The following is a 14,571-nucleotide window of genomic DNA, read 5'->3' on the forward strand; positions in this document are numbered from 1 at the left end:
GATCCATCGTGACGAACTCCCTGGACGGCGCGTGGATGCGCCACTTGGAAACCGTTCGTTGGTTCGGGGGGAAGGGGGCCGGCGCACACCTGGTGCGCAGGGAGCCCCTGCCCGCGTACACGAGCGACGACGCCGCGCCGGCCGTCCGCAGCGAGGTGGCCGAACTCGCCTACCCGGACGGGCACACCGAGCACTACCACCTCCTGGTGGCCCACTACCCCATCGACGCCACCCCACCGGCAGGGGTGCTGGGCACCGACGAGGTTGACGGGCGAACCGTGCAGGTGCTCGACGCGACGACGGACCCGGACGCCTTGGCGGCCTTCGTGGCGGCCACCCAGCCCGCGTTCACCGGCCTCCCGGTGAAGGTCTGGCCCGGCGAGCAGTCCAACACCACGCTGACCTTGGGCACCACGGACCTGTACAAGTTGTTCCGCCGCATCGAACCGGGGCCGAACCTGGACGCCGAGGTCCTCCTCGCGCTCGGGGGCGGCACCGTCCCCGAGGTGCGCGGACGGCTGGTGGCGCCCTGGCCCGAGGGCATCACGACCGACCTCGGCATGGTGATCGAACGCGTCGCGAACGTCACCGACGGCTGGGAACTGGCCACGGCGGCCTGCGTCGCGGGCGAGGACTTCACCGGGCGTGCCCGCGACCTGGGGGTCGCGCTCCGCGACGTCCACGCACGGCTGGCCGACGCGTTCGGCACCGGGACGACGGCGGGCGATGCCGTGGCGGACGCCATGGGCGCCCGACTGGACGCGGCCGTGGCGTCCGCACCCGAGTTGGCCCCCCACGCGGACGCCCTGCGTGCCGCCTTCGGCGTCCTGCGCGGTCGCGAGCTGACGGTCCAGCGAGTCCACGGTGACTTCCACCTCGGGCAGACCCTGTGGAGCCGCTCACCCGGCTCCGGAATCGGCGGCTGGACCATCATCGACTTCGAGGGCGAGCCCGCGAAGACCGTCGCGGAGCGACGCGCCTTCGACTCGCCGTGGCGGGACGTCGCGGGCATGGTGCGCTCGTTCGACTACGTCCGCAGCGCGCACCCCGAGCCCGGTTCCGAAGGGGCCACGAAGTGGGCGGATGCGGCCCGAGAGGCCTTCCTGATTGGCTACTGTGGAACGGCCACGACGGACGACGTCCTGAGTGGGTACGTCATCGACAAGGCCGTGTACGAAGTGTTGTACGAACTGCGCAACCGTCCCGACTGGGTGGAGATCCCCCTGCGGGCCATCCGGGCGGTGACGCAGGGGAATCCTCCCCACGAGACCCTCACCGAGAAGGAGTAACGATGGCACACGATTCATTCGGCGGCTTGACCGGTTGGGATCTGGAGGGATTCCACAACGGTGGCGACACCGAGCTCTGGAAGCGCCTCGGTGCCCACGTCGTGACGATCCAGGACGACGAGCGCGGCCCGGTCACCGGCACCCGCTTCGCCGTGTGGGCACCCAATGCCCGTGAGGTCCGGATCAACGCCGACTTCAACTGGTGGACCGGGGACCAGATGCACCTCGTGCCCGGCTCGGGCGTGTGGGCCCTCTTCGTCGAGGGCGTCGGGGACGGGACCCTGTACAAGTACAACATCCTCGGCGGCGACGGCCAGTGGCGCGAGAAGGTCGACCCGATGGCGTTCTTCGCCGAGCAGGCGCCGGCCAACAGCTCGATCGTCTACACGTCCAAGATGGGCTGGGGCGACGACGAGTGGATGGCGGAGCGCGCGGACAAGAACATGCAGGTCGAACCGATGTCCATCTACGAGGTGCACCTCGGCAGCTGGCGCAAGGGCAAGACCTACCTCGAGCTCGCCGACGAGTTGGTGGAGTACGTGACCTGGCAGGGCTACACGCACGTGGAGTTCATGCCCGTCACCGAGCACCCCTTCCAGCCGAGCTGGGGATACCAGGTGACCAACTACTTCGCACCGCAGAGTCGCCTGGGCAAGCCCGACGAGTTCCGCTACCTCGTGGACCGCCTCCACCAGGCGGGAATCGGCGTCATCCTCGACTGGGTGCCCGGCCACTTCCCGAAGGACGAGTGGGCGCTCGGCCGCTTCGACGGCACCGCGCTCTACGAGCACTCCGACCCCCGCCAGGGCGAGCACACCGAGTGGGGCACGTACATCTTCAACTACGGCCGCAACGAGGTGAAGAGCTTCCTGGTCTCCAACGCCCTGTACTGGGTGCAGGAGTTCCACATCGACGCCCTGCGCGTCGACGCCGTGGCGTCCATGCTCTACCTGGACTACAGCCGCGAGCCCGGTCAGTGGGTGCCCAACGAGTTCGGTGGCAACCACAACCTGGAGGCCATCGACTTCCTGCGCTACGTGAACCGTCACCTGTACGAGCGCGTCCCCGGCGTCACGCTGATCGCCGAGGAGTCGACGAGCTTCGGAGGCGTCACCCAGCCCACGAACCTGGGCGGCCTCGGCTTCGGGTTCAAGTGGAACATGGGCTGGATGAACGACACCCTGCGCTACCTCGCGCTGGAGCCGATCTACCGCCAGTGGCACCACCACGAGATGACGTTCGCGATGGTCTACCAGTACAGCGAGAACTTCATCCTGCCGATCTCCCATGACGAGGTGGTGCACGGCAAGGGCTCCATGATCAACAAGATCCCGCAGGACGCCTGGCGCCAGTTCGCCACCCTGCGCGCGTTCTACTCGTTCATGTGGGCCTTCCCGGGCAAGCAGTTGCTCTTCATGGGCCAGGAGTTCGGCCAGCGCAGCGAGTTCAACGAGGCCGTCAGCCTGGAGTGGTGGGTCTCGGACCTGTGGGGCCACCACGGCCTGCAGCGCATGATCAAGGACCTCAACGAGCTGTACAAGGAGCACCCGGCGTTCTGGAAGCTGGACAACGACCCGCACGGGTTCCAGTGGATCAACGCCGACGACGCGGGCCGGAACACCTACAGCTGGATCCGCCGGGACGCCGACGGCCAGCAGATCGCCGTGGTGGTGAACTTCAGCTCCGAACCCTGGTACGACTACGAGATCGGCCTGCCGAAGGCCGGCCGTTGGGGCGAGGTCTTCAACTCGGACGCGACCTTCTACGACGGCTCCGGCATCGGCAACTTCGGTGGTGTCGACGCCATCGAGGGCCAGTGGGGCGGTTACCCGGCCAGGGCGACGGTCCAGGTCCCGCCGCTCGGCGCGGTGTACTTCCGCTTCGACGGCGACGACGTGGACGAGCCCGCGGACACCGTGGAAGCAGCGGACGCCGTGGAAGCAGCGCCCGTGGCCGCCGCGTCCGCCGTGGCCGAACCGCGCCGGGCGGTCGAGGACGCGGAGGCGTCCGAGTAGGTGCGGCTGCACGTCGACCCCGAGTCCGGGATCCTCTCCTACGAGGGGGTCCCGGACCCGTCCGCGCTCCTGTCCGCGGCGTCCGAGGCGTTCGCCGGCGGATTGGCACGCGTCGAGGCACACGTGCCGATGTCGCCCGAGACGATTCAGGTCCGCCGTGCGTTCCACCGGGCCGGCTTCCACCGCGAGGGCATCCGGCGCGGCGAGGACGTGGGAGTCTTCTCCCTGCTCGTCACCGACACCGGGGACGACCAGTACACCTTCACCTCCGTGATGAACTCGGTCACGCCCCGCAAGCGGCTCATCGCCCACGCCGTCCTGACGGACGCCGCGGGTCGCGTCGCGCTGTGCCGGACGTCCTTCAAGGAGGACTGGGAGCTTCCCGGCGGCATCGTCGAACCGGGCGAGTCGCCGCGCGCCGGGTGCGAGCGGGAGATCGTCGAGGAGATGAACATCGCCATCACGCTCAATCGCGTGCTCGCCATCGACTGGCTGCGCCCCCACCTCGGCTGGGAGGACGCCACGGAAATGGTCTTCGGCGCTCCCGCGTTGACGGACGCCGAGGTGGCGGCCGTCCGCGCAGACGGGGAGGAGATCCTCGCCGTCCATTGGCTCCCCCCGGCCGAGGCCGAACGGCACCTGGCCCCGTTCGCCGTCGGCCGCCTGCGCGGAGCCCTGGCGGCCCTGGCCGACGGAAGGACGCGGTACCTGGAGGGCGGCTCCCCCGTCGCGTGATGGTGGGCGACCACTCGATCGGGGTTCGGTGACTCCGGCGAGCGTCCCGGGCCGCTGTCCCGTCGATCGAGTGGTCGCCCAGCATCACCGTGCGAGACGCCGCGGCCGCGGACGCCCTGTCTGCCAAGGTGGGCACCGTGAACGACCGCGATGCCCACGAGAGCTCCATCGATCCCGCGCTCCGCTCCGACGTGCGACGCGTCTCCACCCTGCTGGGCGAGAGCCTCGTCCGGCAGGGTGGCCAGCGGCTGCTCGACCTCGTCGAGCAGGTGCGCGTCCAGATCAAGGAGGCGCGCACCCAGTCGTCCCCTTACGCCGCGGCGTCCGCTCGCGAGACCCTCACCGGACTGGACCTCGACGAGGCCACGGCCCTGGTTCGGGCGTTCGCCACCTACTTCCAGCTCGCCAACACCGCCGAGCAGGTGCACCGGGTGCGCTCCATCGACGCCACCGAGGCCGACAGCGGTTGGCTCGAACGGGCCGTCGCCGCCATCGTCGCCGAGGGTGGATCCGCCCTCCTGGCGCGCACGATCGGTGCCACGGACCTGCGGCCCGTCTTCACCGCCCACCCGACCGAGGCGTCCCGTCGGTCGGTGCTGCTCAAGCTCAAGGACGTGGCCGACGTGCTCGCGGTCTCGACCCAGGAGGGGTCGCCGGGCCGCCGCCGGCAGGACACCGCTCTGGCGGAGACCATCGACCTGCTGTGGCAGACCGACGAACTGCGGCTCACCTCCCCCACCCCGGTCGACGAGGCCCGCAACGCGCTCTACTACCTGGACGCCCTGACCGCCGATGCGCTGCCCGCCGTCCTCCAGGACCTGACGGCCCTGTGCGTCGACCACGGCGTCGAGTTGGACGTCGCCGCCACCCTGGTCCGGTTCGGCTCGTGGATCGGGGGCGATCGGGACGGCAACCCCTTCGTCACACCCGAGGTGACCCGCGAGGTGCTGCAGTTGCAGCACGAGCACGCGATCACCCACGCGCTCGCGGCCGTGGACAGCCTCGCCATCGACCTGTCCGTCTCCACGCGGCACGCCGCCATCAGTGAGGCGCTCGCCGAGTCCCTGGGCACCGACCTCGACAACCTCCCGGGGCTGGACCGCCGCATCCTGGAGATCAACGCCGAGGAGCCCTACCGGCTGAAGCTGACCTGCGTCCGCGCCAAGCTGCTCAACACGCGCGCCCGCACCCGCTCCGGCTCGGCCCACGAGCCCGGACGGGACTACGCCGACGGCCCGGAGCTCCTCTCCGATCTCACCCTCGTCGCGGATTCGTTGGAGGCGCACCACGCCGAACTGGCCGCGCACGGGCGCGTCCGCCGCGCCATGCAGGCCGTGGCGGCGACCGGTCTCCACCTGGCCACCCTCGACGTGCGCGAGCACGCCGAGGCCCACCACGAGGCGCTCGGCGCGATCATCGACCACGTCGGCGAGCTCGCGGTCCCCTACGCGGACCTGTCCCGCCCCCAGCGCCGCAAGGTGTTGTCGGCCGAGCTGGCCGCCCGGCGTCCGCTCACGGGGCCGAACCCCCCGCTGACCGGGCGTGCCGCGAAGACCTTCGGCGTGTTCGGGACGATCCGGGAGGCGCAGGCGCGCTACGGCGCGGCGGTCATCGAGACGTACATCGTGTCGATGACCCAAGGCGTCGACGACATCCTCGCCGCCGCGATCCTCGCGCGCGAGGCCGGGCTGGTCGACCTGCACGGGGGGGCCGACGGAGCCGGCGCGCACGCGGACATCGGCTTCGTGGCCCTGCTGGAGACGGTCGCCGAGCTACGGGCGTCCGCCGAGATCATCGACGACCTGCTGGCGGATCGCTCGTTCCGGCGCCTGGTCGAACTCCGGGGCAACCGCCTCGAGGTGATGCTCGGGTACTCGGATTCCAACAAGCAGGCCGGCGTCCTGACCTCCCAGTGGGAGATCCACCAGGCCCAGCGCAAGCTCCGCGACGTCACCCGCCGCCACGGTGTCCAGTTGCGGTTGTTCCACGGACGCGGTGGGTCGGTCGGGCGCGGCGGCGGCCCCACCTACGACGCGATCCTCGCCCAGCCCTACGGCGTGCTGGACGGCACCATCAAGTTCACCGAGCAGGGTGAGGTGATTTCCGACAAGTACGCTCTACCGGCTCTGGCGCGCGACAACCTGGCCCTCGCGCTGGCCGCCGTGCTCGAGAGCACGGCCCTGCACACCTCGCCGCGCCAGTCGGAGGATGCGCTCGCACGCTGGGACGGCGTCCTGCAGTTCGCGTCCGATGCCGCCTTCGAGGCCTACCGTCGACTCGTCGACGACCCCGACCTGCCCGCGTACTTCCTCGCCAGCACACCGGTGGACCAGCTGGGTGCGCTCAAGATCGGGTCCCGCCCCTCGAAGCGGCCGGACTCCGGCGGCGGCATCGAGGGTCTGCGTGCGATCCCGTGGGTGTTCGGCTGGACGCAATCGCGGCAGATCGTCCCGGGCTGGTTCGGCGTGGGATCCGGGCTCAGGGCCGCCCGCGAAGCGGGGCACGAGGACGACCTCTCGGAGATGCTGCGCAGCTGGCACTTCTTCGCCGCCGTGGTGTCGAACGTGTCGATGACGCTGGCCAAGACCGACCTGGACGTCGCCGCCCACTACGTCGAGTCACTCGTGCCGTCGGAAGTGCGGCACGTCTTCGACACGATCCGGGCCGAGTTCGAACTCACGGTGGCGGAGCTCACCCGGCTCACCGGCGAGACGATGCTGCTCGAGAAGCAGCCCCGCCTGCAGCGGACGCTCGCCGTGCGGGACCAGTACCTCGACCCGATCAGCTACCTCCAGGTGGAGTTGCTCCGGCGCGTGCGGGAACTGGACGCGGCCGGCTCCGAAGTGCCCGACGTGCTCCAGCGCGCGCTGCTGGTCACCGTGAACGGCGTGGCAGCGGGTCTGCGCAACACGGGTTAGGACGCGGCTCCGGGGGCGGAAACCCTCAGAAGAGAGCGCTCATCAGGTCGCGACGTGCCTTGAGCACCGCGGGCTCCGTGTTGCCCGCGATCTCGAAGAGCTCGAGCAACCGGGTGCGGGCCCTCTCGCGCTCCGCGCCGTTGGTCAGGCGGACGACCTCGACCACACGTCCGAAGGCCGGCTCGAGGCGTCCGGAGGCGACCTCGAGGTCGGCCATCGCGAGTTGGGCGTCCACGTCAGCGGGGTCGGACGCCGCGGCAGCCTGCACCGCGGCGGCGTCCGTGCCCTGCAGGCGCACCATGAGGCTGGCCTGAGCCTTTCCGGCGGACGCCTCGGCGTCGGCCGGGTTGGCCTTGAGCAGCTTGTCGAACTCCTCCACGGCGGCGGCGAAGTCGCCCCGCTCGAGTGCGGCGTCCGCGGCCTCGAACCGGGGATCGGGGCCGGCCGCCCCGTCCGCGCCCTCGGGCACCACCGGCTGGGCCCTGCCCGACAGCCCGTTCTGGCGGGCCAGCGTCACCAACTGGTCGATGACGGCCTTCGCCCGTGCCTTCTCGGTCGTGCCCTGGAACATCGGCGCCAACTGGCCGGCGACCACGCCCACGACCATCGGAACAGCAGTCACCTGGAGCGCCTGGGCCACGGTCGGGGCCTCGTCGACGTTCACGCGCAGCAGCAGGTAGGAGCCGGCAGCCTCGTTCGCCAACGACTTCAGGTCGGCCGACAGCTGGGCCCCGCTCGGCGCCCGCGGCGACCAGAACTCCACGACCAGCGGGTGCTGCATGGACAGCGCGAGGTAGGACTCGAAGGACTGGTCCTCGACGTCCACCCACCACACCGCGCCGGCGGGCGCGGGCGGAGCGGGCTTGAGTGCGGACAGGTCGATGGCTCCACCACGGAACGGCACAGAAGTCATGGCCCCATTCTTCCACCGCGGCCCAATAGGTCAGAACGCGGCCCACTGGCGCCGCACCGCGGGCAAGATGGAGCCATGGCTCATCCTCGCGCTGGGCAGCTCGCGCTGCCGGAAGATCTCATCAATGTCGACGACGTCATCGCGGCGTACTACGACCTCGTTCCCGATCCGGCCAACCCGGACCAGATGGTCGTGTTCGGCACGTCCGGACACCGCGGCTCCTCGTTGAAGACGGCGTTCAACGAGGCCCACATCGCGGCGACCACCCAGGCGATCGTCGAGTACCGCGCGTCCCAGGGGATCACCGGGCCGCTGTTCATCGCCAAGGACACCCACGGGCTCTCCCTGCCGGCGTGGAAGACCGCGCTGGAGGTGCTCCACGCCAACGGCGTGGACGTCCGCGCCGAGCGTGAGGACGAGTACACCCCGACCCCGGCGCTGTCGCGCGCGATCATCGTGTACAACCGCGACAACGACGGCCCCCGCGCCGACGGCATCGTGGTCACCCCGTCCCACAATCCGCCCGCCGATGGAGGCTTCAAGTACAACCCGCCGCACGGCGGCCCGGCCGACTCGGACGCGACCAAGGTGATCGCCGCCCGCGCCAACGAGCTGATGGCCGACTGGAAGTCGATCAAGCGGACGCCCTACGAGCGGGCCGCCGCCGACATCAAGCGCCACGACTACCGGACGCCGTACTGCGAGGACCTGGTCAACATCATCAACTTGGAGGCCATCCGCGGCGCCGGCCTGAACATCGGGGCCGACCCGATGGGCGGTGCCTCCGTCCAGTACTGGGAGTACATCGCCGATTCGATGAACCTCGGGCTGTCGGTCATCAACCGCGTCGTCGATCCGGCGTGGCCCTTCATGACGCTCGACTGGGACGGCAAGATCCGCATGGACTGCTCCAGCCCGTACGCCATGGCGTCCCTGATCAACAACCGCGACAAGTTCGACCTGTCGACGGGCAACGACGCGGACGCCGACCGCCACGGCATCGTGACGCCGGACGCCGGCCTGATGAACCCGAACCACTACCTCGCGGTCGCGATCCAGTACCTGTTCAGCCATCGTGACGGCTGGAACCCCGAGGCCGGCATCGGCAAGACCCTCGTGTCCAGCTCGATGATCGACAACGTGGCGCGCAAGCTCGGCAAGAACCTCGTCGAGGTCCCGGTCGGCTTCAAGTGGTTCGTGCCCGGCCTGTCCGACGGCTCGATCGGCTTCGGCGGCGAGGAGTCGGCGGGGGCCTCGTTCCTCACGCTGGACGGCAAGACGTGGACGACCGACAAGGACGGCATCATCCTCGACCTGCTGGCCTCCGAGATCCTAGGAGTGACGGGCAAGACCCCGTCGCAGCACTACGCGGAGCTCGAGGCCGAGTTCGGCAAGACCGCCTACGCCCGCATCGACGCGCCGGCCAACCGGGAGCAGAAGGCCAAGCTGGGCAAGCTCTCCCCCGCCGACGTGGCGGCGACCGAGCTGGCCGGCGAGGCGATCGTGGCGAAGATGACGGAGGCGCCCGGCAACGGGGCCGCCGTCGGAGGCCTGAAGGTCGTCACCGAGAGTGCCTGGTTCGCTGCTCGCCCGTCCGGCACCGAGGACGTCTACAAGATCTACGCCGAGTCCTTCAAGGGTGCCGACCACCTGGCCCTGGTCCAGAAGGAGGCGAAGGAGGTCGTCGACTCCGTCCTCGGGTAGCCGTTGCGTCGAGGGCTCGGGTTCGGTGCGCCGAACCCGAGCCCTCGGCACACCCGACCCGAGCCCTCGGCGTTCAGACGCCGCCGTACTCGTCGATGGGTTCCATCCGGACGCGCAGGCCGGCACGCTGGATGACCCGTTGGATCGTCAGGTCGCGTCGCTCGATGTCGGGCACGAAGTTGATCTGCTTCAGCCCCTGGTCCTGCGCGGCGGATTCGAAGACGAAGTGCCCGTAGCCGAGCAGTTGCCCGAGGAACGTCTGCCGCACCGAGATGTCCAGGATGCGTGCGATCGGCATGGTCGCCATGTGCTGGTCGACGATCCCGTTCACCCGGAAGACACGCATGTTGGTGATCACGAAGCGGTCCATGAACTCCAGGTGGATGCGGTAGAACCCGTACGCGCCGAGGCCGAGACCCAGCACCAGACCGACCCACCACCCCACGCCGAGCCAGGGCATCGCCACGAAGCACAGCATTCCGCCCATCACGATCAGGACGGGAACCACGCGCGTCACCCAGTGACGCGTCACCTCGTCGACGATGAACTCGCCCTCGTCCACCAGCATCCGGCGCGACGCCTCGGGGGCGAGGAATCGCGACAGGCCGGGCACGTCAGCCTCGGGCCAGTGAGTCGAAGAATCGCCCGATCGAGTCGAAGGTGCCGATGATGACCTTCACGAATTCGGCGGCCGCCTCAGGCCGCGTGTAGAGGTAGAAGATCGCGAACATGACAATGAGGGCGAGCAGGATCGTGCGGATCCATTTTCCCATGGCGTCCTCCAGGGGGAAGTCTGGTCGAGCGTTACCCCAAGAGTGTGCCGTACCGAACCGGGTTGGGCTTGCACGCCGCGCCGCGACGACCCGTGACGACCGCTCCCCCGGGGTCCCGTTCTGGTGGGAGGATGGTCCCCATGGACAACTCCGACCTGTTTGTGTGCATCGACCACGTAGGCCTCGCCGTTCCGAACCTGGACGAGGCCATCAAGCTCCACACCGAGGTGTTCGGGTGGCGCGTGCTCCATCGCGAGACCAACGAGGAGCAGGGTGTCGAGGAGGCGATGCTCGGCACGGGTGACCAGCACGCCGAGAACGCCCAGATCCAACTGCTCGGCCCCTTGTCGGAGGACTCGACCATCGGCAAGTGGCTGGCGAAGAACGGTGGACGCGGCGGCATCCAGCAGTTGGCGTACCGCGTCAAGGACATCGACGCCGTCAGCGCGACCCTCCGCGAGCGCGGCGTGACGCTGCTCTACGACGAGCCGAAAATTGGCACGGGCGGCTCGCGCATCCAGTTCGCGCACCCCAAGAGCACCGGCGGTGTCCTGCTCGAGATCGTCGAGCCGGCTGCCGGGACGACCCACTGACCGAGCCCACGTCGGCACCCTCGAACCGACCCGCCGGCGGCGTACCGGCGGGTCGCTCGAACACCACGAAGACCTGCGGGGGCGAGGTAGCATCAGAGCGACTCCACACCCCGTCGGAGCCTGAGAGGATCAACAGCGGTGACCAACGAGCAAGAGCATGGGCTCGACCTGTTCGACCAGAACGCGAGCGCAGTGCGTGGGTTCCCCAACGCGATGCTCGGCTATGACAAGAAGGCCGTGGATGACTACATCCAGGACCTCGAACGTCAACTGTCCGTCGCGAAGCACCAGATGCGTGAGGTCCAGCGCGAGCTGACCGCGGCCAATCTGCGCGTGGACGACACCGACTTCAGCAAGCTCGGTGCCCACACCGCCAACCTGCTCAAGGTCGCCGAGGCCCAGGGCAGCGAGATCGTGCAGCGGGCCCAGTCGCGGGCACGTGCGATGCTCGCCGACGCCCAGGCCGAGGCCGATCGCACCCGGGCCGAGGCGGCCCAGACCGCCGAGGCCGCGCGTCAGGAAGGCCTCTCCTCTCTCAAGCTCCTGCGGGCCGACCTCGAGCGTCAGACCGCCGACGAGCTCGAGGCCGCTCGCGCCGAAGCCCAAGGACTCCGCGACGCCGCGGACAGCCACCACGCGAACGTGCTCGCCGACGCCGAGCAGCAGGCCAAGGCCCTGCTCGACCAGGCTCGTCGCGAGGCCGAGTCCCTGCGCGAGGCAGCGGCACGTGAGGTCGCGGACGCCCGTGCTGCCCAGGCCGCGGAGCGCGAGCAGCAACTCGCCGCGTTCCACGCGGAGCAGGCTGAGCTGACCGAGAGGATGACCAGCGCCACTGCGGAGGCCCGGGCGCGGTCGGAGGAAGTGATCGTGGCCCTCACCCAGGCCAGCGAGGATCTCCGCGGGCGTCAGCAGGCAGCCTACGCCGAGGCGGAGGAGATCAAGTCCCGGGCGATCGACGAGGCCGCCGGCATCGTCGCGCAGGCGAAGACGGAGGCCCACGCCAAGCTCACCCAGGCCGACACGCAGCTCGCGGCGCGCAACGACCAACTCAAGCGCGAGAACCGTCACCTGCGCCAGCGGAAGCAGTCTCTGCTCACCCAGTTGGCCCAGCTCTCCAGCTTCGCCAACGAGACGGCCAGCGAGTTTCCCGAGGACGAGTTGAGCGGCCCGATCCCCGACGCGTTCGAGGCCGAATCGATGGTCGACGAGCCGCAGGACTCCGCTGACAACACCCGCACCGAGCCCGCCGAGGGTCAGGACGGTCAGTGACGGAGGCCTCCCTCCCGGAGCGGCCCGAGGTGGCCCGGGACGCCGCGTCGGACACGGCGGCGTCCGACGCTCCGGTCGGGGGCGCCGCGAGCGGTCCCCCGACTGAGGCGGCCGGCCCCGCCGCGGCAGCACCCCGTTCGTGGTGGCGCCGCCTCCGCCAGCCGCTCCGACTGACGCCCGGGGATCCTGAGCGTGAGCTTGCGGTGGCGTCCCCGGAGTCCGCCCAGACCAGCCTGCTCTACCGCAGCCCCTTCCAGATCGGCTTCCTGCTGACCCTGGGGGGGCTCGTGGCGTTCGGCCTGCTCGGCGCGGTGGTGGCCCTGCAATCGGTGCTGATCCTCGTCGTCCTCTCACTGTTCCTGGCGCTGGGCCTCAACCCGCTGGTGGAGTCGCTGCACCGCGCGGGGGTCCCGCGCGGGTTGTCCGTCGCCATTGTGGCCCTGTCGCTGGTCGTCGTGATGGCCCTCGGCGCCTGGGCGGTGCTGCCGCTGCTGACCGACCAGGTGAACATCCTGATCCAGGACGCCCCCGGTTACCTGCAAGGCCTCCGCGAGAACGCGCAGGTGGCCGAGTTCGACCGTCAGTACGACGTCATCAACCGGGTCAGCCAGGTGCTGACGTCCGGCGCGTGGGTCGAGGGCCTGTTCGGTGGCCTCCTCGGCGCCGGTGCGGCGATCGCCAACGTCGTGTTCAGTGTCGTCGTCACCCTCGTCCTCACGCTGTGGTTCCTGGCCTCGCTGCCGTCCATCAAGGAAACCATCTACCAACTCGCCCCCGCCTCGCGCCGCCCGCGCGTGAAGTACCTCGCCGGCGAGATGTTCCGCCGCATCGGTGGCTACATGTCCGGCCTGTTCACCGTCGTCCTGCTGGCGTCGGGTTCGGCATTCGTGTTCCTCAACGTGGTGGGCCTGGGGTCGCTCTCACTGGCCCTCGCGGTGGTCGTGGCCATCTTCGCCTTCATCCCGCTCGTCGGCCCCACGATCTCGATGCTGATCGTGTCCCTGGTCGCCTTCTCCAACAACATCACCACCGGGATCGCCACCCTGGTGTTCTTCATCCTGTACCAGCAGGTCGACGCGTACTTCCTCCAACCCCGGATCTTCTCCAAGTCGGTCAACGTCCCGGGTCCGCTGATTGTGTTGGCCGCCCTGTCCGGCGGCATCCTTTTCGGCATTGCGGGCGCCCTGCTGGCGATCCCCACCGTCGCGTCGCTCCTGTTGCTGTACCGCGAGGTCGTCGTTCCGGCGCTGGATCGCGCCTAGGTGTACCGAGCCAAGAGGTTGGTGACAGCGCGTCGGTATTGACGTGAGGGAGGACCCCCGGGTGGGGTGTGGCTTGTCGAAGGTCACATCTCACACCCGGAGGTCCTCGTGTCCCACCGTAACGCCCGCCTCAACTTTCATGGCCGCAAGCTGCTGGTCGATCGGGTCCGATACCAGCACTGGCCGGTCGCCCATGCAGCGAAGGCGATGGGGATTTCACGTCAGTGTGCTCACCGCTGGCTGGCACGCTGGGACGCCGAGGGCGAGGCCGGTCTGCATGACCGGTCCAGCCGTCCTCACGCGTGCCCGACCGCGACACCAGCCACGGTGGAGGACCTGGTGGTGGCCGCCCGTCAGGAGCACCGACGCGGCCCTGACTGGATCGCGGCCGAACTCGGGCTCGCGCCGCGGACCGTGACCCGGATCCTGCACCGACGGGGCATGCCGCCCCTGACCTGCCTGGACCCGATGACCGGCCAGGTGATCCGCACCTCGAAGCAGACCGCGGTCCGCTACGAACGCGAACGTCCCGGCGAACTGGTGCACGTGGATGTCAAGAAGCTGGGCAAGATCCCCGACGGTGGCGGCTGGCGGGCCCACGGACGCTCCGACACCATCGTCGCCAAGAACAAGCGGCCCAAGATCGGCTACGACTACGTCCACTCGATGGTCGATGACCACTCCCGCCTGGCCTACAGCGAGATCCACGACGATGAACGCGTCGACACCTGCGCCGGCTTCCTGCTGCGAGCCGCGGCCTACTTCGCCACCCACGGCATCACCAGCATCGAGCGAGTGATGACCGACAACGCGTTCGCCTACCGACATGGTCGAGCGTTCATCGACGCGGTCGAGACCATTGGCGCGAAGCAGAAGTTCATCAAACCCCACTGCCCCTGGCAGAACGGCAAGGTCGAACGCTTCAACCGCACCCTGACCACCGAGTGGGCCTACCGCCACGTGTTCACCAGCAACCAGGCCCGCCGCGACGCCCTTGACCCCTGGCTGGAGACCTACAACACTCAAAGACGCCACAGCGCACTCGGAGGACTACCCCCGACCAGCCGCCTGTCATGAACGTCGTGGCCCAGTACACCTAG

The 14,571-nt window shown here is 69.4% G+C and carries 12 protein-coding genes; 9 read left to right on the forward strand and 3 right to left on the reverse strand.

Annotation, left to right across the window (positions count from 1 at the left end; translation table 11 throughout):
• The first annotated feature begins 8 nt into the window (after window positions 1-8).
• The 4 genes from AC5YDV_RS04050 (at window position 9) to ppc (ending at window position 6,957) form a co-directional block, all read left to right on the forward strand.
• Window positions 9-1,289, forward strand: coding sequence for a phosphotransferase (locus tag AC5YDV_RS04050; RefSeq protein WP_496184086.1), 1,281 nt, complete (start codon window positions 9-11; stop codon window positions 1,287-1,289).
• Window positions 1,290-1,291: 2 nt separating this feature from the next.
• On the forward strand, window positions 1,292-3,304 hold the full coding sequence (gene glgB / locus AC5YDV_RS04055) for a 1,4-alpha-glucan branching protein GlgB (RefSeq protein WP_496184087.1): 2,013 nt from the start codon (window positions 1,292-1,294) through the stop codon (window positions 3,302-3,304).
• The gene (locus AC5YDV_RS04060; protein WP_496184088.1) at window positions 3,305-4,039 is read left to right on the forward strand and encodes an NUDIX domain-containing protein; all 735 of its coding nucleotides are present in this window, start codon (window positions 3,305-3,307) and stop codon (window positions 4,037-4,039) included.
• An 89-nt stretch (window positions 4,040-4,128) separates the two neighbouring features.
• On the forward strand, window positions 4,129-6,957 hold the full coding sequence (gene ppc, locus AC5YDV_RS04065) for a phosphoenolpyruvate carboxylase (protein WP_496192336.1): 2,829 nt from the start codon (window positions 4,129-4,131) through the stop codon (window positions 6,955-6,957).
• 25 nt (window positions 6,958-6,982) lie between these two features.
• Here the strand turns inward: ppc and AC5YDV_RS04070 are convergent, their stop codons facing one another.
• Window positions 6,983-7,870, reverse strand: coding sequence for a tetratricopeptide repeat protein (locus AC5YDV_RS04070; RefSeq protein ID WP_496184090.1), 888 nt, complete (start codon window positions 7,868-7,870; stop codon window positions 6,983-6,985).
• Between the two features lie 75 nt (window positions 7,871-7,945).
• On the opposite strand from AC5YDV_RS04070, the gene pgm reads away from it, so the two are divergent.
• Window positions 7,946-9,574, forward strand: a complete 1,629-nt coding sequence (pgm, locus tag AC5YDV_RS04075) for a phosphoglucomutase (alpha-D-glucose-1,6-bisphosphate-dependent) (RefSeq protein WP_496184091.1) — start codon at window positions 7,946-7,948, stop codon at window positions 9,572-9,574.
• Window positions 9,575-9,647: 73 nt separating this feature from the next.
• On the opposite strand, the gene AC5YDV_RS04080 is transcribed toward pgm, so the two are convergent.
• Entirely contained in the window at window positions 9,648-10,187 is a 540-nt protein-coding gene (locus AC5YDV_RS04080) for a PH domain-containing protein (protein WP_496184092.1), read from the reverse strand.
• A 1-nt stretch (window position 10,188) separates the two neighbouring features.
• Window positions 10,189-10,347 (reverse strand): hypothetical protein, encoded by a 159-nt coding sequence (locus tag AC5YDV_RS04085; RefSeq protein WP_496184093.1) that lies wholly within the window; start codon window positions 10,345-10,347, stop codon window positions 10,189-10,191.
• Between the two features lie 140 nt (window positions 10,348-10,487).
• On the opposite strand from AC5YDV_RS04085, the gene mce reads away from it, so the two are divergent.
• From mce to AC5YDV_RS04105, 4 genes are all read left to right on the forward strand, one after another.
• Window positions 10,488-10,940, forward strand: a complete 453-nt coding sequence (mce, locus tag AC5YDV_RS04090) for a methylmalonyl-CoA epimerase (protein ID WP_496184094.1) — start codon at window positions 10,488-10,490, stop codon at window positions 10,938-10,940.
• Window positions 10,941-11,078: 138 nt separating this feature from the next.
• The gene (locus AC5YDV_RS04095) at window positions 11,079-12,209 is read left to right on the forward strand and encodes a DivIVA domain-containing protein (protein ID WP_496184095.1); all 1,131 of its coding nucleotides are present in this window, start codon (window positions 11,079-11,081) and stop codon (window positions 12,207-12,209) included.
• A complete protein-coding gene (locus tag AC5YDV_RS04100) occupies window positions 12,206-13,471 on the forward strand; it encodes an AI-2E family transporter (protein ID WP_496184096.1) in 1,266 nt (421 codons plus the stop codon). Before AC5YDV_RS04095 ends, AC5YDV_RS04100 begins: the two co-directional genes overlap by 4 nt.
• A 108-nt stretch (window positions 13,472-13,579) precedes the next feature.
• The gene (locus AC5YDV_RS04105) at window positions 13,580-14,548 is read left to right on the forward strand and encodes an IS481 family transposase (protein WP_496181913.1); all 969 of its coding nucleotides are present in this window, start codon (window positions 13,580-13,582) and stop codon (window positions 14,546-14,548) included.
• Window positions 14,549-14,571: the final 23 nt, after the last annotated feature.

This window comes from Propioniciclava sp. LT432, assembly GCF_059515965.1.